We start from the raw sequence: 16,957 nt of genomic DNA, 5'->3' as shown, positions 1-16,957 counted from the left end.
TACAACCATCGAATTCCTCAACGCGCCCTCAACCACCAGACCCCCATCGAGGCCCTGAAAAAATGGCACGCCTCACACCCCAAGCTCTTCACAAAACGTGTGAATGATCTCCCGGGGCTTGACATCTGGGCTCTAGCTTTGCCTTCATCGGCGTGGTGATCGCGGCCAGTGGCTATGCCGGCCAGGGCCCCAACCCCAACCTGGGCGTGGCCCTGGGCGGCATCATCGCCTGCGGGGCGGTGGTGGTGGCCATTGGCCTGCTGGTGCAGGCCGTGGGGACACGTTGGATTGAGTCCCTGATGCCACCCGTGGTGACCGGCGCGGTGGTGGCCGTGATCGGCCTGAACCTGGCCCAAGTGCCCATCAAGAACATGGCCCCGACCGACTTTGACAAGTGGATGCAGGCCATCACCTTTTTGTGCGTGGGCCTGGTGGCCGTGCGCACCAGCGGCATGACGCAGCGCCTGCTCATCTTGGTGGGCCTGATCGCCGCCAGCCTGATCTATGCGGTGCTCACCAACGGCATGGGCCTGGGCAAGCCCATTGATCTGGGCCCGCTGCTCAGCGCCGACTGGTTCGGGCTGCCGCAGTTTGCGGCCCCCGTGTTCGACCCCAAGGCCATGCTCTTGATCGCGCCGGTGGCCATCATCTTGGTGGCCGAGAACCTGGGCCACGTGAAGGCCGTCTCCGCCATGACCGGCCAAAACCTGGACAAATACATGGGCCGTGCCTTTGTGGGCGATGGCCTGGCCACCATGGTCTCGGGCAGCGGAGGCGGCACGGGCGTGACCACCTATGCCGAGAACATCGGGGTGATGGCCGCGACCAAGATCTACTCCACCGCCATGTTTGTGGTGGCCGGTCTGATCGCCGTGGTGCTGGGTTTCTCGCCCAAGTTTGGCGCGCTGATCCAGACCATTCCCCTGGCCGTGATGGGCGGCATCTCCATTGTGGTCTTCGGCCTGATCGCCGTGGCCGGGGCCAAGATCTGGGTCGAGAACAAGGTCGATTTTTCTGACAACCGCAACCTCATCGTCGCGGCCATCACGCTCATCTTGGGCACCGGCGACTACACCCTGAAGTTCGGCGACTTTGCGCTGGGCGGCATCGGCACCGCCACCTTTGGAGCGATCTTGCTGCATGCGGTGTTGAGGAAGAGCCGCTGAGCAGGGACTGAGCCATCTTGGGTGGCCTTGACTCAGTCTGGCAAACTCGACTGCGGAGACAGAGGCACTCAACCTCTGCGCTCGGATCATCGAGCTTGATTGCCGGAGCAAGTACCCCATGCCCACATGCTGGATCATTGCCGGGCCCAACGGAGCGGGCAAAACCACCTTTGCAATGGAGTATCTGCCCCAAGTGGCGCAGTGCTCACGTTTCATCAATGCTGACTTGATTGCAGCGGGCTTGTCGCCCTTGGCCCATGGTGGGCACAGTATTCCCTCGGCAGACATTGAACGCCGCTTTGCCCGCAGCCCGAATACCCCTGTGAGCGACACCACGGACATGGTCCGCCCCCTTTTCGATCCGTTGGCATTGCATGCCTGACAAGCTGCCCATCAACATCGCCGACCTGCTGCGCCAGCGCACAGTCGAAGGCGAGCGCATTGAATACAAGGCGGGCTGGAACCCGGACGCCATCCTCCGCACGCTGTGCGCGTTTGCCAACGACTTCCAGAACCTGGGCGGCGGTTATGTGGTGATCGGGCAGGACTGCGATGCCAACGGTCAGCCAGTGTTCCCGCCGGTGGGCCTGCCCGCCGAGCAGTTGGACAAGGTGCAGCAGGAGCTGCTGGCGGCCTGCCAGTTGATCCAGCCGCCTTACTTTCCTGCTCTGAGCGTGGAAGAGGTGCAGGGCCGCCACCTCATCGTGCTGCAGGCGCCGGGCGGCATGAACCGGCCTTACAAAGCACCGGCTTCGGTGTCGGCCAAGCACAAGAGCTGGCATTACTACATCCGCCGCTTCAGCAGCACGGTAGAGGCCAAGGGCGACACCGAGCGCGAACTGCTGAGCCTGACGGCGCAAGTGCCCTGGGACGACCGCTATGCGCGGCAGGCCAGCTTGGCCGACCTGTCGCACCCGCTGATGCGGGACTACCTGCGCGAGGTGGGCAGCGCGCTGGCGGATGACGCCGACAGCCTGCCGCTGGAAGCGCTGGGGCGGCAGATGAACGTGGTGGGTGGGCCGAATGAGGCGCCCTGGGTGAAGAACGTGGGGCTGCTGTTCTTCAACGACGCACCGGATCGGTTTTTCCCCTACGCGCAGATCGACGTGGTGTGGTTCCCCGAGGGCGCTGGCGGCGACCGCTTTGACGAGAAGATTTTCAAGGGGCCGCTGGCCCGCATGATTCGCGAGGCGCTGGCCTACATCCAGCGCAACTACCTGCACGAGACGGTGATCAAGCACCCAGACCGGGCCGAGGCGACGCGGGTCTGGAACTTCCCGTATGTGGCGGTGGAAGAAGCACTGGTGAATGCGGTTTACCACCGCTCGTATGAAGAGCGCGAACCGGTGGAAGTGCGCATCGGCTACGACGAGCTGGTGATCATGAGCGTGCCGGGGCCGGACCGCTCGATCAAGACGGCCGACTTCGAGGCCGGTCGGGCAGTGAGCCGACGTTATCGGAATCGACGCATTGGCGAGTTCCTGAAGGAGCTGGACCTGACCGAAGGCCGCTCGACCGGAGTGCCCAAAATTCTGAAGGCGATGGCAGCCAACGGCTCGCCGCCGCCCCGCTTTGAAACGGACGACGACCGCTTGGTTTGCGCGGTGCATTTGCCCGCCCACCCGCAGGCCTTGCGGCCTGAAACAGGGGGGCCTGGTACGGGCACCATGGATGTGACCATGGATGTGACCATGGATGTGACGCCGGAAGTGGCCGGGCTGCTGAAGCGGGTTCAGGGCGAGATGTCACGGGCCGAGTTGCAGGCGGTCATGGGGCTGCGCAATGCAGACCATTTCCGCAAGGCCTATCTGGCACCTGCCATGGCGGCCGGTGCGCTGGAGATGACTGATCCGACCAGCCCACGCAGCACCAAGCAGCGCTACCGTTTGACAGCCAAGGCTCGCCAGTGGCTGCAACAGCAGGCACTGGAGGGCCACCGGTGAGCGAATACACCGAAGTCGAACGCCCCTTCCTCGACCAACTGGCCGCACAGAGCAGTTGGTGACCGGCATACTGACCAACCGGGTCAAGAAGGGTAAGCAACGGGGCACCATCGTGGATTACATCGTCGTGCACGAGCTGCGCCACCTACACCACCGAGACCACTCGGACGCATTCTGGAATGAGGTGGACAAAGTCTTGCCGGATTACCGGCAGCGCAAGGCGTGGCTGAGGGCGCGAGGCGCGGAGTTGGATCTCTGACGGCGCACTAAGTTAGGCGCTCATCCTCCCCGCGCGCCGGCCACTGCCGCGCCGCGCGAGACCCCCCAGCACGGCGATCGGCCCGCACATCGCGCACGGCCTCGGCGTTCAGGGCGGTGGCGGCGTCGGTCAGGCGGGTCAGCGCTTGGTCCAGCGCTTGCACGGTGGCGTCGTCCAGCGCCTGCAGCACCTGCTTGTTCAGCGCCGCAATCTGCGGAAACAACTCGTCGTAGAGCGCCTGGCCCGCAGGGGTCAAGCCCAGCACCGCGTGGCGCGCATCGCCCGCCCGCGCGCTGCGGTGGGCCAGGCCTTTTTGCACCAGCACCGCCACCCCGCGTGAGGCGCGTGGCCTGTCCAGGTGGGCCAGGTCGGCGATGGCCGACGGCGACAAGCCGGCCTGCGTGGCCAGCAGCGCCAGCAGCCGCCACTCGCGCCGGGAGATGCCATAGCGGCCCTCCAGCAGACGCAGCACCGGCGCGCCGCTGACGGCGTACAGCCGCAGCAGGCGGTAGTTCAGCAGTTCATCCAGGCTGCGGGGCGCGCGCAGACTCAGGGTCTGTCCGGGGATGGGTTGTTTAGAACAATCGTTCATGGGCTGGCTAGATTAGCGCCAAAGTCAACCAACGGTATCCGCATGAACGTGCTGTTCATCATGGCCGACCAACTGCGCTGGGACCACCTGGGCTGCAGCGGCCACCCTTATCTCCAAACTCCCCACATCGACGCCCTGGCCGCGCGCGGCGTGCGCTTTGCCAATGCCTTTGTGAACAGCGGCGTTTGCGGCCCCAGCCGCATGAGCCATTACACCGGCCGCTACCCCATCAGCCATGGCGCCACCTGGAACCGCGTGCCGCTGTCGGTGGGCGAGGTGACTTTGGGCGAAATGCTCAAGGGCTCGGGCCGCTCTTTGGCCCTGGCTGGTAAGACCCATGTGATGGCCGACCGCGAGGGCCTGGCCCGCTTGCAGCTGGAGGGCGGCAGCGAGCTGGCCACGCTGCTGCAACGCGGTGGCTTTGAAGAGATTGACCGCTACGACGGCCACCACCCCCCCGGCAGCGAGAGCGGCTATGCCGCCTATCTGCGCGCCCAGGGCTATGCCGGTGACGACCCGTGGAGCGAGCATGTGATCTCCGGGGTGGATGCCCAAGGCCAGGTGCAAAGCGGCTGGCACATGCGCAACGTGCACCTGCCCGCCCGGGTGGCGGAAAGCCATTCCGAAACCGCCTTCATGACCGACCAGGCCCTGCAGTACATGCAGCGCATGGGCAGCCAGCCGTGGGTGCTGCACCTGAGCTACGTCAAGCCGCACTGGCCCTATATGGCCCCGGCGCCCTATCACGCCATGTACAGCGCGGCGCAGTGCTTGCCGGTACAGCGCACGCTGCAAGAGCTGGACACCGCCCATCCGGTGCTGGCGGCTTACCGCCAACAAGAGGAATGCCGCAGCTTTCAGCGCGACGAGTGCATCCGCACCGTGCGGCCCGCCTACCAAGGCCTGATCAGCCAGCTCGACCACCATCTCGGGCGCTTGTTCGAGTACCTGGAAAAAAGCGGTTTGGCCAAGGACACGTTAGTGATCTTCACCGCCGACCACGGCGACTTCCTGGGCGACCACTGGCTGGGCGAGAAGGAGCTGTTCTACGACACCGTGCAGAAGGTGCCCTTCATCGTGGTGGACCCGCGCCCCGAGGCCCATGCCACGCGCGGCCAGGTGCGCGACGAGTTTGTCGAAGCCGTGGACGTGGTGCCCACCGTGCTGGAGACCCTGGGCCTGCCTCTGCCCCAGCACCGCCTGGAGGGCCGCAGCCTGCTGCCTCTGTTGCACCGTGCCGAGGCCCCCAGCAACTGGCGCAGCTTTGCCTACAGCGAGCTGGACTACAGCTACCGCGAGGCCCGCCTGCGCCTGGGCAAAGACGTGCAGCAGTGCCGCGCCTTCAGCCTGCGCAGCGCGCAGTGGCGCTATGTCTACTGGCTGGATGAGCCCGAGCAGTTGTTCGACCTGAACGCCGACCCCGACTGCTTCCAAGACCTGGGCAGAGACACCAGCACTGCGGGTGTGCGGGCCGAGCTGCGCCACCAGTTGCTGGACTTTCTCGCCCGCCGCAAACACCGCACCACCGTCAGCGAGGCGGCGGTGGCCCAGGGCACGGCCGCGCACAAGCGTGCCGGTGTGTTTTTTGGTCAATGGTGAGCCTGCTCACCGCTTTTTCATTCATGAAGGACTCTGCAATGACGTCGTTGTTCAAACTCGCCGCTGGGGTGGCGCTGGCGGCTGCCACCGCCTTGGCACATGCCCAAGTGGATAAGCCGGTGAAGATCTTGGTGGGCTTTGCGGCCGGGGGCTCGGCCGATGTGGCGGCCCGCTTGCTGGCCGAGCGCATGGCGGCGGAGCTGAAGCAGCCCGTCATTGTGGAGAACCGCGCCGGCGCCGGTGGCCGCATTGCCGCCGAGGCCCTGAAGAACGCCCCGGCCGATGGCAGCACGCTGATGCTGGCGCCGGTGGTGGTGCCGGTGCTCGCGCCGCTGGTCTTCAGCAAGCTCAACTACAACCCGGGCACTGACTTCACGCCCGTCGCCCCGGTGGCCAACTTCCAGTTCGGGCTGTCGGTGCCCGCTGCGCACCCGGCCAAAGACTTGAAAGGCCTGGTCACCTGGGCCAAGGCCAACCCCGCCCAGGCCAACTTCGGCAGCCCCGCGCCAGGCAGCCTGCCGCACTTCATCGGCGTGATGATGGGCCAGGCGGCCGGGGTGGACATGGTGCATGTGCCCTTCAATGGCGGGGCCCCTTTGATGAACGCCTTGGTGGGCAACCAAGTCAATGTGGGCGTGGACACCCTGGTCGACCAGATCGAGATGCACCGCAACGGCAAGATCCGCATCCTGGCCACCTCGGGCGCCGAACGCAGCCCGCTGCTGCCCGATGTGCCCACCATGGGCCAATCAGGGCTCAAAGGCGCGGAAGGCCAGGGCTGGTTTGGCGTGTTCGCCCCGGCCAAGACGCCGTCGGCCACGGTGACGCAAATCAATGCGGCGCTGAACAAGGCCTTGGCCACCCCAGAGGTGCGCGAGCGCATGCTCAAGATGGGGCTGGAGCCCACCGGCGGTAGCCCCGCCGCCCTGGCCGCCCGCATCGTGCGCGACACCGAACACTGGGCACCGGTGGTCAAGGCCTCGGGCTTCAAGGGCGATTGAGCCCGCTGGCGCGTGACAATGGCGGGGTGCCCACCTCCCGCCCCACCTGGCGCGACGACCTGCTGGCCGCCGCCATCATCACCCTGCTGCTGATCCCGCAGAGCTTGGCCTACGCCATGCTGGCGGGCCTGCCGCCCTCGGTGGGCTTGGCAGCCAGCGTCTTGCCGGCCTTGGCCTATGCGGCCTTGGGCTCCAGCCCCGTCACCGTGATGGGGCCGGGCGCGGTGCTCTCGCTGATGTGCGCCCAAGCGCTGGGCCATGTGATGAGCGTCGCGCCCGAGGGCACCTCTGTCAGCGCAGCGGCGCTGGTGCTGGCCGCCGAGGTGGGCGCGCTCTTGCTGCTGGGCGCCGCGCTGCGCCTCGATACCCTGGTGGCGCTGCTGTCGGTGCCGGTGCTGCATGGCTTCATGACGGGGGCGGCGCTGACCATTGTGGTGACGCAACTGCCCGTGCTGGCCGGTGCCAGCAGTGGCGGCACCAGCCTGATGACGGTGGCCGCGCAATGGTGGGGCGCCGCCCGGCCTTGGCACTGGGCCAGCTTGGCATTTGGCCTGGGTGCGCTAGGCCTGTTACTGATGTGGCGCCAGCATGCAGCGCTGTGGCTGCAACAACGCTGGGGCCGCACAGCCGCGCAAGCCAGTTTGATGCTCAAGGCCGCCCCCCTGGCCGTGATGGGTGGGGCCTTGCTGGTCACGCTGCTGTGGCCCAACCCCGAGGTGGCTCGGGTGGGTGTGCTGCCCGCTCTGCACCTCAGCCTGGGCTGGCCCGAGGTGCCCGCGCCGCTGTGGCGGGTGATGCTGCCCAGCGCCGCGCTGCTGGCCCTGATGGCCGCGGTGGAAAACCTGGCCGTGGCCGGCAGCTTGGCGGCCCGCCGCAAAGAGACCATCCTGCCCCGGCGCGAACTGGCTGGCCTGGGTGCGGCCAACCTGGTGGCCGCTTGCAGCGGCGGCATGCCGGTGGCCGGGGGCCTCTCGCGCAGCGCCGTGGCCTTTGAGGCCGGAGCGCGCAGCCGTTGGGTGGGCGTGATGGTGGCCGTGTTGATGGCCTTGGCCGCCACCTTTTTGGCCCAGCCCTTGGCCGAGTTGCCGCGCGCGGTGCTGGCCGCCACCATCGTGATCGCGGCCTCGTCCATGCTGGACTTGGCGCCGTTTCGCCAAGCCTGGCGCTTCTCGCGCGAGGAGTTCTGGGTCATGGCCGGTGCGGCCGGCCTGACCTTGCTGGTGAGCATGGAATTGGCCTTGTCGGTCGGCGTCGCGCTCTCGGTCGCCCTGCTCTTGCAGCGCACCACCGACCCGCATGTGGCCCGCATTGGCCGCGTACCCGGCACCGAGCACTACCGCAACATCGAGCGCTACGAGGCGAGCGAAACCCCCGGCGTGGTGGCCCTGCGCATTGACGAGAGCCTGCTCTTCACCAACGCCCGCGCCCTGACTGAACTGGTGATGGCCCATGTGGACGACGACACCCGCCGCGTGGTGCTGCAAATGAGCCCGGTCAACACCATCGACTTCAGCGGCCTGACCGCCCTGGCCGCGCTGGACACCGCCCTGCACGACCGAGGTGCCCGGCTGGACCTGGCCGAGGTCAAGGGCCCGGTGATGGACCGCCTGGCCGCCGTGGGCTGGAGCCAGCAGGCCCACGGCAAGATTTACCTGAGCTTGCACCAGGCGGTGGGGGCGACGACGCTGTCACCGGAATGAGCATCCCGGTGCCCGTGCTCTGCCCGTGCTGCGTGCCGCACAAGTCGTTGTGGCCGCTCAGCTCGTCGGCAAGTTAGCGCTAGCACTCACCCTCAAGAACAGATTCACGCCCTCGGGTTCGGCCTCGACCTGGCTGACCGGGGCACCTGCTTGCGCGGCCAAGGCGCGGAGTTGCTCGGGGCTGCGGTGGATCAGCAGCCAGTCGGCCCAGGCCTGGTAGGCCAGGCTGGGGTTGTCGGTGCTGAAGTTGCCCACCACGATCTCGCCGTCGGGCGCAGCCAGGCTCATGAACTTGCGCAGCAAGCGCACAAAAAGTGGGGCCGAGAAGTAGTCCAGCAGACCGGCACTCCACACCAAGTCAAAGCGTTCTGGCAGGGCTAGGCGCAAGGCATTGGCGCGGACAAAACGCACTTGGTCGGGCCAAGCAGCGCACAGGCGCTGGGCATGGGCAATGGCCTGCTCGTCCAGGTCCACGCAGGTGAAGTGCACGGCCAGGTCGGGACACTCGGCCAGCAGCTCCGCCACGTCACGGCAAGGGCCACTGGCCACATTCAGCACCTTCAAGGGGTGGCCCGCGTTTCCTCCTTTCGCCAGGGCGGCGGACTGGACCAAGGCCTTGAAGTAAGCCTTGCGGTTGCGTACGGCCTTGACGGCAGGCTGGGCGTGAAAGTAGTCGTCCCAGGCGCGCAGGTGCGGGTCTGAGCAGCGGACTTCTTGGTAGATGTCGTCGATGACTTGAAAGTCGCCGGCATAGCCATAGGGCTTGAGCCAGCTGCGGCCTTGCAGCGTGGCCAAGCCCATGGCCGCGCCCAGGGTGTGGCGCAGGGTTTGCAGGGACTCATCGCTCAAGTCACCCGACATGCGCGCGCTGTGGATATGCGCCAACTGTTGCTGCAGCATCGGGTACTGTTCGGGGGTCGGCCCGCCGGCCTGGGCCAGCGCGGCCAAGCTCTGCTGCCAGCGCTGGGCTGGCGCGCGGTCGGTCAATACAGGCGGTTGGCCGACCTCGGCCAAAGACTCTAGGGTGTCAAGGGGGGACATCGGGCACTCCATGGGGCAGTCGCGGGGCCCCACCAGCAGCGCGATTCGCCAGGGGGCTTCGAGGCTGAAACCATAGGTTTTGGCGTGTTTTCACGCACCCTCAAGCTTGATGAACACCACGCTGGCCCCCAAGGGCTATCAATGCCATAGCGCTATTGAATTGGCATTCTTGATAGCTCAAAGACAGAATCTCTCCATCGCACAGACACCGGAGACCTTCATGCCCCAGCGCCTCACCACCCGCCCCCCTGTCGCCCTGCGCCTGCGCCTGCGCCGCAGCTTGGGGCTCGCCATCACTGGGGCGGGCAGTTTGTTGTGGCTGGGGCAACTGGCCCTCGGTATGGCAGCGCCCTGACACCGTCTGCCGCAAGCTCTAAGCTCACCACACCCTCATTCAAAGGAAGCCACCATGTCCAAGTCCAAATCCAAGCACGCCGCCGCAGCCACAGGCATCGCCCCGCAAATCGGCATCAGCGACAAAGACCGTGCCGCCATCGCGCAAGGCTTGTCGCACCTGTTGGCCGACACCTACACGCTCTACCTGACCACACACAACTTCCACTGGAACGTGACGGGGCCTATGTTCAACACCCTGCACACCATGTTCATGGCGCAGTACACCGAGTTGTGGAATGCGGTGGACCCGATTGCCGAGCGCATCCGCTCTCTGGGCCACCGCGCACCCGGCAGCTATGCCGAGTTTGCAGCGCTCAGCTCGGTGCCCGATGCACCCACTATTGCGCCCAAGGCTTTGGCCATGGTGCGCACGCTGATGGAGGGCCATGAAGCCGTGGCCCGCACCGCGCGCGGCCTCTATGCCCTGGTGGACAAGGCCAGCGACGAGCCCACCGCCGACTTGCTGACGCAGCGCCTGGCGGTTCATGAGCAAACCGCCTGGATGTTGCGCTCGCTGCTGGAGGACTGATCAATGAGGCCTGCGGCGCCACGCGCGCCGCAGCGCCAGGGCCAGCATCACCAGCCCGGTCAGCACCAGGCCCAGCGCCAGCAGAGAGGCCCCCTTGATGAGCGGATGGTTGAAATCCTCACCTTCGCTGTAGTCCATCACATGCAGGCGCCAGAAGAAGTCGTAGAGCACCCAGGCGTCGCTGCGCGCGGTGATGAACTCGCCATGGGCGCCGCTGAAGTACAGCCGAGTGTTCAGGCCGTCATCGAAGCGCGCCACCCAGACGTCGCGGCGTGCGCCCAGCTCACGCACCATCAGCCATTGCGTGGGCACCTGCGCCAGCTTCTCAACCGCCTGCAGCGTGCCCGCGCCCTTGTAGATGGATTGCGCGAAGCGGCCCACCGCCTCTGCGCTGGGCGCGGTGAGCGGGGCGCCGGTGGCCAGCAACCATTGCTCGCCCTGCGCCGTGCGCAGTTTGAAGGCCGGGCCGCTGGCCGTGGCCACGGCAGAGAGCGCCGTCACGGGCTGGCTGGCCAGCGGGCTGCGGGCCAGGGCTTGTGCCCAATCGGCCGGCAGGCTCAGGCTGGGCTTGGTGACGGTGTCTGCACTCTTGACCCAGGCCTGAAAGGGCAGCCACGCAAACAGCGCGCCGCCCAGCACCCAGGCCAGCACCTGCAAGGCCACCAGATAGCCCAGCCAGCGATGCCAGCGGAAGAAGCGGGCCGAGAGCCTGGGGGCGGCACGTTCTGTCATGGCGCGTCTCCCATCGCCATCACAAGCCCCGCGCGATCAGGTCTTTCATGATCTCGTTGGTGCCGCCATAAATGCGCTGCACCCGGGCATCGGCCCACATGCGGGCAATCGGGTACTCGGTCATATAGCCATAGCCGCCAAAGAGCTGCAGGCATTCGTCCATCACCTCGCACTGCTTGTCGGTGGTCCAGCACTTGGCCATGTAGGCGGCTTCGTTGTCCAGCGTGCCATCGACCAAGCGCTGGACGCAGTCATTCACAAAGCTGCGGCCTATGTGGGCGGTGGTGGCCACTTCGGCCAGCTTGAAGCGGGTGTTTTGAAAGTCGAACACCGTCTGGCCAAAGGCTTGGCGATCACGGGTGTAGGCCACCGTCAGCGCCAGTGCCTGCTCGATGGCGGCCACGGCCGGCACGGCGATCAACATGCGCTCGTATGGCAGCTGGCTCATCAGCTGGCCAAAGCCCTGGCCCTCCACCGGCCCCAACAAATGGCTGGCGGGCACCCGCACGCCATCAAAGAACAACTCGGCCGTGTCGGCCGCATGTTGGCCCAGCTTCTCTAGGCGGCGGCCGACCCTGAAACCCTCCAGACCCTGGGTCTCCAGCACCACCAAAGAAACGCCCTTTGCGCCCTCGCCGCCGGTGCGGCAAGCCAGCACCAGCAAGCTGCAATTGGCCCCGCCGGTGATGAAGGTCTTGGCACCGTCGATCACATAGTCATCGCCGTCGCGGCGGGCCCGCGTGCGCAGGGCCTTGAGGTCGGAGCCGCAGCCCGGCTCCGTCATGGCGATGGCCGCCAGCCACTCACCGCTGCAGAGCTTGGGCAGCCAGCGATGCTTTTGCGCCTCGCTGCCATAGGCCAAGATGTAGTGGGCTGCAATGCTGTGCACGGCGGAGATGGCCGGCACTTCGGCCCGCGCCAGCTCGTCTTGCACCACCAACTGCCAGGCCAGGCTCACGCCGGAACCGCCATAGGCTTCGGGCATTTCGGGCAGCAAAAAGCCCAAGGCGCCCAAGCCTTGCCAGGCCACCGGCGGGATATCGCCCGCGCGCCGCCAAGCGTCCAAGCGTGGGGCCATTTCGGCCTCGACATAGCGCCGCACTTGGTCGCGAAAGGTGGACACATCAGCGTCCATCCAAGGATGTTGAAGCAGGCGAGGTGGGGGCATGGGGCGAGCTCAAGTGAAGTGTCTTGCAGACTGTATCGCGGAGTGCCACCCCACACTTGCAGGCCACAAGCGACACACCAGGGCCTTCTAGGGCGGCTGGCTTGAGCCCGGCTCAAGCTGAGGGCGACTGGCCATTCTGTTCACCCTCCAAAGCGTGCTCAAAAGTGACCGCCCGGGGCTATAGTGCTGCACAGCCCTGCGCCAAAATGCCGATCTGATGATGCTGTATGTCAATTCAGTGTGAAGCGCAATACGTCAGCACCAACAAGCACTTAGACGCTGGTCACACAGCCTGTTGCTGGCGACTGGGTTTTTTCGGGAGACAGGCATCTGTCTCCACACAAAAGAGTTGAGCGTCACAATTCCAGGCACACGCCCTTCGCATCCACAAGACCCCTGCGTATGAAAACCGTTATCCAGAAACAGTACGAAGATGGTTTCCTGCTGTCCGAGCAAGATGTGCGCAGGCTGTACCAAATCATGGTTGATGCCGCCGTGAAGGTGAATCCAGGAGCACATTCGTCACAGTTCCATGTACGCCTTGAGAACGGCTCGATCTATGAACTTCCATCAGTTGACGATGTTCTCGCGATCGACAACACCGGCGAAAGGTCAATCGAGTACTTGAGCATTTGCGTTCTGCCCAACCCTCATGGAGTAGGGGTACAAGAGGACTGGCGTCTATTCATCCAGTTCCAAAAGACCAAGGAGCGTTTCCGTTCAACAACCCCAATCCTTATCGAGGCGGAGGGAACCTCTCGGGACTGGGTTGTTTTGGCGGCCGGTGAACTCGATGAGCGTATTCGTCTAGTGCGACGCACAAATTTGATGCGGCTGCTCAGCAAGCCATACATGCCCGCGGTTCTGCTGATGGCGTGCATGTTCCTTGGAGCGCTATTTCTCATGAGCTTCACCAAGCCAATACCAGCGCACATAGAGCTTGAGCGGCTTTATCAAGCAGGCAAGGTTACGAACCCCATTGAAGCTATGTTGATGCTCGAGAAAGCCAAGGCGGCATCGCGCCCCGACTCGCTTCCCCTATATACGTTTGCCTTCCTGGTAGCAGGCCTGACTCTTTCGCTAGGGAAGGTCTGCACAAAGCTCAGTCAGCTGTGCTCGACGCAGTTTGACGTGGCGGCTGAGACCATTTGAGCCATCGCGGGCCTTGCCACCGTGAGTTTCGGTGTCTGCAGACCCCCGATTCGGCGGATTTCGGGCACAGCAGGCGCACTCATGCCTGCACTCCACCGAGTTGGCGGCGCACCATCCACAGGTTCGATAGCGCGAACAGCGTGTGCAGTTGCGCCGTGTTCTTCGCCAGCCCGCGGTAGCGCACCTTCACATGGCCAAACTGGCGCTTGATCACACGGAACGGGTGCTCCACCTTGGCCCGGATGCTGGCTTTGAGTTTCTCCAATTCGTCGATCAAGCGATTCACGTCCTGACTCTTATCTAGCGCCCGTCGCTTGCCCGGCCGCATCGCGATGTTCCAGTCGACGCCCGACTTGGCATCAGGGCGCTTGTCCACTCCCTGGTAGCCCGCATCGCCAAAGGCCACTGTCTCCTCACCGTGCAGCAGTGAGTTGGCCTCGGTCACATCGTGGACGCTGCCAGCCGTGCCACGCACCGTGTGCACCAGTCCCGAGTCAACATCCACGCCGATGTGCGCCTTCATGCCGAAGTACCACTGACCGCCCTTCTTGCTCTGTTTCATCTCCGGGTCGCGTTCGCCCTGGGCGTTCTTGGTCGAGCTTGGCGCGGCAATCAGCGTCGCGTCCACCACGGTGCCTGCTCGCAGCATCAGGCCTTTGTTGCGCAGCAGATCGTTGATCGTCTCAAGAATCTTGGGCGCCAGCTTGTGCTTCTCCAGCACGCGCCGAAACCTCAGGATGGTGGTCTCGTCCGGCACCGGCTCATTCCAGTTGCCCAAGCCCGCGAAGTCCCGGAACAGCGCCATGTCGTGCAGCGCCTCTTCCATGGCCGGGTCGCTCAGGTTGAACCACTGCTGCATGAAGTGGATCCGCAGCATCACTTCCACCGCAAACGGCGGCCGACCACGTCGGCCCTCGGGCATGTACGGGCTGATCAACGCAACCAACTCCGACCATGGCACTACGCTGTCCATTTCGTCGAGGAACACGCGCCGCCGTGTGCGCTTGCTCGACTGCCCCAATCCCAAACTCGTCTGCTTCATGCCCAGCATCGTCTCAGTTGATCAGACCTTGCGGTAGCTGATTTGCCCGGGGTTTATGCAGAGTGTCCCTAGGAGTTCCGAAGCTCGCCCAAGTATTGAGTTCCCCTTATGTCTTTTACTGGGGTGACAGCATGGCACTTCACCAGAGACGAAAGAACTTCGTTTTCATTGTCTGGACCGTCGTCGTCCTTGGCGTTGTTGTGGGCGTCATCTCCTCGTACATCTCCAAGAGTCTCGGCCTCTAAGGAAGGCTGCGCATCGCGGTGACGCCCAACCCTTCCATCGAGAGGACGCCACAAGGGCTGCGCCCTTGCGCTATCGCTCATGTCAAACGTTGAGAGGCTGTAAAAAAACTTCCCAAGCGGGTCACACCCGATTCATTGTTAGGCCCCTGACGCGTCAAATACATCCTCGCGATGAGGAGGCCACAATGCCGGGCTACAAACCCAGTGATTGCCACGCGCTAATGCTGCCGGTGGTGCTGTCGGAGCAGATTGTGCAGGGCAGCTTCGCGTTTGCGCTGAACTACCTGGTCGATCACGAATTGGATTTGAGTGCCTTGGATGCGCTCTTCAAGAACGACGAGGTGGGGGCTAGCGCCTATGACCCGCGTGTGATGCTCAAGATTGTTTTGCTGGCCTACAGCCAAGGCCTGATCTCCAGTCGCAGCATTGCAGCTGCCTGCGCGCGCAACGTCCAGTTCATTGCGATCAGTGGCAACAGCCAGCCCAGCCACGCGCACATCGCCAAGTTCGTGGTGTCACTGAGCGATCAGATCAAGCCGCTGTTCGCGCAAGTGCTGATGACCTGCGATGCCCAGGGCCTGATCGGCCGCGAGATGTTTGCTATCGACGGCGTCAAGCTGCCCAGCAACGCCAGCAAAGAACGCAGCGGCACGCATGAGGAGTTGAGCCACCGAGCCGAGCGGCTGGACAAGGCGGCCGACAAAATCCTGACGCTGCACCAAGCCCAAGACAAAGCCGGCACGCAAGAAGCGCTGGATGCCAAGCGCCAAGCCCCTATTGACGCGCTGCACCAAGAGGCAGCGCGCACGCGTGCCTTTGTCTCGCAGAGCCCCAAGCGCTTGAACAACAAAGGCCAGGAGCTCAAGTCCAACATCACCGACCCCGACAGCGCCAAGATGGCCACCAACAAAGGCGTGATCCAAGGCTACGCGGCGCAAGCAGCGGTGGACAGTGCCCACCAAGTCATCATCGCGGCCGATGTGGTGGGCTCGGGCTCCGAGCAAGCCATGCTCACACCCATGATCGAACAAGCCAAGCCCTGGAGCGACAGCGACACGCTCGTCACCGCCGATGCGGGCTATCACAGCGATGCCAATGTGCAGCAGCTGCATGACAGCAACACTCCGGCCTTGATCGCCGACGGCCAGATGCGCAAACGCGATGAGCGCTTTGAAGGCCGAGACAAACACAAGGCAAGGCCTGAAGCGGCGATCCAAAGAGGGTGCCAACGACGAGCGGGGCCGACAAGTCACTCGCTTCTTCTCCAGGCCCGTGGACCTCAGCCACCCCAGCGAACGCATGCGCCAGGCCATCGACTCATCGCGAGGTCGGCAGTTGTACAGCCAGCGCATCGGTACCGTGGAGCCGGTGTTTGCGAACCTGCGGCACAACAAGCGGATGCATCGTCTGAACCACCGCGGGCAAGCCAAGGTCAGGACGCAGTGGAGCCTGTACTGCATGGTGCACAACATCGAGAAGCTGCAGAGAACGGGCTTCGGGCAAACCGGGGTTCAGTAAGGCGGGCAACAGCCGCACAATCACTCAGGAGCCGCAACCTGCGGCGCACAGAATCAAGATCACCGATGAACCCAGAAACCCGCCTTTGCAAAGCTTCAGTCGCCCTTCGAGGTGAGAGTGGCTGTGGATTTGAGGTTTTTGGACAGCCTCGTTAGCCATGACAGAGCAACTATGCCCTTGCGGCCCACCATGAAAGACTACCGAGAAGAGTTCCCATTTGAATACTGTGCCGCGCGATTTCTACGGCAATGGCAAAAGCGCGAAGTGACCCTTTACGAGGCAATCTCGTCAACACCAAGCGAAGACAGCATCGCCAAGGCACTCGCGTACTTTCAAGTGTCACGGAACTTCGCGAAGTTGAAAGAGAACCCGAAGAATTTAGGAAAAATACGAAGTGCGCTTGTAGAGGTTAGAAGCGACGAGAAGTTACCATCCGCGTGCAACAAGGTGATGAAACTTAGCGAAAGGTTTGAGCAAGATTTTGGTCAGTTCAATCTGTCCGCTGCAACTAAGTTGCTTTGGCTGTCATACAGATCTCCGTACGTCGTCCACGACAAGAGAGCAGTCACGGCGTTGAAGCGACAATTCCAACATAAATTTGATTCAAGAAGCTACGCTGAATATGCGTCCGCGTGGCGAACCGAGTACGCGATGGCGGAAGCAGGAATCGCTAAAGCAATCGCAAACCTGCCAACTGGCCGTGCATTCATGCCCAAGACTTCACTCACAGACACCGATCTGACTAAGCTAGCTGTCACGTCTCATGTGATCATTGGCCGATTCGAAGCTGGCCGCTACTTCAGGCCAGAGCTGTCCTGAGCGAGTTGCTGGCTTCGATCCCAGAGAGTTCATCATAGCCAGATCGCATGAGCCA

The 16,957-nt window shown here is 63.9% G+C and carries 15 protein-coding genes and 3 pseudogenes; 13 read left to right on the top strand and 5 right to left on the bottom strand.

Going from position 1 to position 16,957, the window contains the following annotated elements; genetic code table 11:
• Window positions 1–122: 122 nt before the first annotated feature.
• The 4 genes and pseudogenes from ACIQ3Q_RS20810 to ACIQ3Q_RS20795 form a co-directional block, all read left to right on the top strand.
• A pseudogene (locus ACIQ3Q_RS20810) lies at window positions 123–1,166 on the top strand (solute carrier family 23 protein); the annotation flags it as partial.
• Between the two features lie 118 nt (window positions 1,167–1,284).
• Window positions 1,285–1,422 (top strand): annotated as a pseudogene (locus ACIQ3Q_RS20805) (Zeta toxin family protein); the annotation flags it as partial.
• A gap of 118 nt (window positions 1,423–1,540) precedes the next feature.
• Window positions 1,541–3,109 (top strand): Fic family protein, encoded by a 1,569-nt coding sequence (locus ACIQ3Q_RS20800; protein WP_396271143.1) that lies wholly within the window; start codon window positions 1,541–1,543, stop codon window positions 3,107–3,109.
• A 58-nt stretch (window positions 3,110–3,167) separates the two neighbouring features.
• Window positions 3,168–3,368, top strand: coding sequence for a M48 family metallopeptidase (locus ACIQ3Q_RS20795; RefSeq protein WP_396271142.1), 201 nt, complete (start codon window positions 3,168–3,170; stop codon window positions 3,366–3,368).
• Window positions 3,369–3,375: 7 nt separating this feature from the next.
• Here the strand turns inward: ACIQ3Q_RS20795 and ACIQ3Q_RS20790 are convergent, their stop codons facing one another.
• The gene (locus ACIQ3Q_RS20790) at window positions 3,376–3,960 is read right to left on the bottom strand and encodes a MarR family winged helix-turn-helix transcriptional regulator (protein ID WP_396271141.1); all 585 of its coding nucleotides are present in this window, start codon (window positions 3,958–3,960) and stop codon (window positions 3,376–3,378) included.
• Between the two features lie 42 nt (window positions 3,961–4,002).
• Between ACIQ3Q_RS20790 and ACIQ3Q_RS20785 the strand changes: the two genes are divergently transcribed.
• From ACIQ3Q_RS20785 to ACIQ3Q_RS20775, 3 genes are read left to right on the top strand one after another with little or no spacing between them, the layout of a single operon-like run.
• Window positions 4,003–5,559 carry a sulfatase-like hydrolase/transferase gene (locus ACIQ3Q_RS20785; protein ID WP_396271140.1) on the top strand — a complete coding sequence of 519 codons (1,557 nt, stop codon included), beginning with the start codon at window positions 4,003–4,005 and terminating at the stop codon, window positions 5,557–5,559.
• 38 nt (window positions 5,560–5,597) lie between these two features.
• Window positions 5,598–6,560, top strand: coding sequence for a Bug family tripartite tricarboxylate transporter substrate binding protein (locus ACIQ3Q_RS20780; protein ID WP_396271139.1), 963 nt, complete (start codon window positions 5,598–5,600; stop codon window positions 6,558–6,560).
• A gap of 26 nt (window positions 6,561–6,586) precedes the next feature.
• Window positions 6,587–8,260, top strand: coding sequence for a SulP family inorganic anion transporter (locus ACIQ3Q_RS20775; protein ID WP_396271138.1), 1,674 nt, complete (start codon window positions 6,587–6,589; stop codon window positions 8,258–8,260).
• A gap of 57 nt (window positions 8,261–8,317) precedes the next feature.
• Here the strand turns inward: ACIQ3Q_RS20775 and ACIQ3Q_RS20770 are convergent, their stop codons facing one another.
• Window positions 8,318–9,301 (bottom strand): class I SAM-dependent methyltransferase, encoded by a 984-nt coding sequence (locus ACIQ3Q_RS20770; RefSeq protein WP_396271137.1) that lies wholly within the window; start codon window positions 9,299–9,301, stop codon window positions 8,318–8,320.
• Between the two features lie 220 nt (window positions 9,302–9,521).
• Here ACIQ3Q_RS20770 and ACIQ3Q_RS20765 point away from each other — a divergent pair, with 220 nt between their 5' ends.
• On the top strand, window positions 9,522–9,656 hold the full coding sequence (locus tag ACIQ3Q_RS20765) for a hypothetical protein (RefSeq protein WP_396271136.1): 135 nt from the start codon (window positions 9,522–9,524) through the stop codon (window positions 9,654–9,656).
• 54 nt (window positions 9,657–9,710) lie between these two features.
• Window positions 9,711–10,226, top strand: coding sequence for a Dps family protein (locus tag ACIQ3Q_RS20760; RefSeq protein WP_396271135.1), 516 nt, complete (start codon window positions 9,711–9,713; stop codon window positions 10,224–10,226).
• On the opposite strand, the gene ACIQ3Q_RS20755 is transcribed toward ACIQ3Q_RS20760, so the two are convergent.
• Complete coding sequence (locus tag ACIQ3Q_RS20755; RefSeq protein ID WP_396271134.1) at window positions 10,227–10,958, bottom strand: hypothetical protein; 732 nt, start codon at window positions 10,956–10,958, stop codon at window positions 10,227–10,229.
• 19 nt (window positions 10,959–10,977) lie between these two features.
• A complete protein-coding gene (locus ACIQ3Q_RS20750; protein ID WP_396271133.1) occupies window positions 10,978–12,126 on the bottom strand; it encodes an acyl-CoA dehydrogenase family protein in 1,149 nt (382 codons plus the stop codon).
• A gap of 402 nt (window positions 12,127–12,528) precedes the next feature.
• Here ACIQ3Q_RS20750 and ACIQ3Q_RS20745 point away from each other — a divergent pair, with 402 nt between their 5' ends.
• Window positions 12,529–13,278, top strand: coding sequence for a hypothetical protein (locus tag ACIQ3Q_RS20745; protein WP_396271132.1), 750 nt, complete (start codon window positions 12,529–12,531; stop codon window positions 13,276–13,278).
• 79 nt (window positions 13,279–13,357) lie between these two features.
• Here the strand turns inward: ACIQ3Q_RS20745 and ACIQ3Q_RS20740 are convergent, their stop codons facing one another.
• Window positions 13,358–14,320: an IS5 family transposase gene (locus tag ACIQ3Q_RS20740; protein WP_396271145.1), complete on the bottom strand. Its 963-nt coding sequence runs from the start codon at window positions 14,318–14,320 to the stop codon at window positions 13,358–13,360.
• A gap of 430 nt (window positions 14,321–14,750) precedes the next feature.
• Here ACIQ3Q_RS20740 and ACIQ3Q_RS20735 point away from each other — a divergent pair.
• The 3 genes and pseudogenes from ACIQ3Q_RS20735 to ACIQ3Q_RS20725 form a co-directional block, all read left to right on the top strand.
• A pseudogene (locus ACIQ3Q_RS20735) lies at window positions 14,751–15,677 on the top strand (transposase); the annotation flags it as partial.
• A gap of 49 nt (window positions 15,678–15,726) precedes the next feature.
• Window positions 15,727–16,083 (top strand): transposase, encoded by a 357-nt coding sequence (locus ACIQ3Q_RS20730; protein WP_396271144.1) that lies wholly within the window; start codon window positions 15,727–15,729, stop codon window positions 16,081–16,083.
• A gap of 189 nt (window positions 16,084–16,272) precedes the next feature.
• Entirely contained in the window at window positions 16,273–16,902 is a 630-nt protein-coding gene (locus ACIQ3Q_RS20725; RefSeq protein ID WP_396271131.1) for a hypothetical protein, read from the top strand.
• Window positions 16,903–16,957 lie beyond the last annotated feature (55 nt).

Source organism: Ideonella sp., assembly GCF_044358605.1.
GTDB lineage: Bacteria > Pseudomonadota > Gammaproteobacteria > Burkholderiales > Burkholderiaceae_C > Ideonella.
Note: the sequence above shows the minus strand (reverse complement) of the source record. Positions and strands in the feature narration are given on the sequence as shown.

What these genes read in the sequence shown, in the direction of transcription:
- ACIQ3Q_RS20765 (WP_396271136.1), top strand. Translation starts at nt 9,522, where the DNA reads ATGCCCCAGCGCCTCACCACCCGCCCCCCTGTCGCCCTGCGCCTGCGC.
- ACIQ3Q_RS20780 (WP_396271139.1), top strand. Translation starts at nt 5,598, where the DNA reads ATGACGTCGTTGTTCAAACTCGCCGCTGGGGTGGCGCTGGCGGCTGCC.
- ACIQ3Q_RS20755 (WP_396271134.1), bottom strand. Translation starts at nt 10,958, where the DNA reads ATGACAGAACGTGCCGCCCCCAGGCTCTCGGCCCGCTTCTTCCGCTGG.
- ACIQ3Q_RS20745 (WP_396271132.1), top strand. Translation starts at nt 12,529, where the DNA reads ATGAAAACCGTTATCCAGAAACAGTACGAAGATGGTTTCCTGCTGTCC.
- ACIQ3Q_RS20750 (WP_396271133.1), bottom strand. Translation starts at nt 12,126, where the DNA reads ATGCCCCCACCTCGCCTGCTTCAACATCCTTGGATGGACGCTGATGTG.
- ACIQ3Q_RS20800 (WP_396271143.1), top strand. Translation starts at nt 1,541, where the DNA reads ATGCCTGACAAGCTGCCCATCAACATCGCCGACCTGCTGCGCCAGCGC.
- ACIQ3Q_RS20790 (WP_396271141.1), bottom strand. Translation starts at nt 3,960, where the DNA reads ATGAACGATTGTTCTAAACAACCCATCCCCGGACAGACCCTGAGTCTG.
- ACIQ3Q_RS20740 (WP_396271145.1), bottom strand. Translation starts at nt 14,320, where the DNA reads ATGAAGCAGACGAGTTTGGGATTGGGGCAGTCGAGCAAGCGCACACGG.
- ACIQ3Q_RS20770 (WP_396271137.1), bottom strand. Translation starts at nt 9,301, where the DNA reads ATGTCCCCCCTTGACACCCTAGAGTCTTTGGCCGAGGTCGGCCAACCG.
- ACIQ3Q_RS20785 (WP_396271140.1), top strand. Translation starts at nt 4,003, where the DNA reads ATGAACGTGCTGTTCATCATGGCCGACCAACTGCGCTGGGACCACCTG.
- ACIQ3Q_RS20730 (WP_396271144.1), top strand. Translation starts at nt 15,727, where the DNA reads ATGAGCGCTTTGAAGGCCGAGACAAACACAAGGCAAGGCCTGAAGCGG.
- ACIQ3Q_RS20760 (WP_396271135.1), top strand. Translation starts at nt 9,711, where the DNA reads ATGTCCAAGTCCAAATCCAAGCACGCCGCCGCAGCCACAGGCATCGCC.
- ACIQ3Q_RS20725 (WP_396271131.1), top strand. Translation starts at nt 16,273, where the DNA reads ATGAAAGACTACCGAGAAGAGTTCCCATTTGAATACTGTGCCGCGCGA.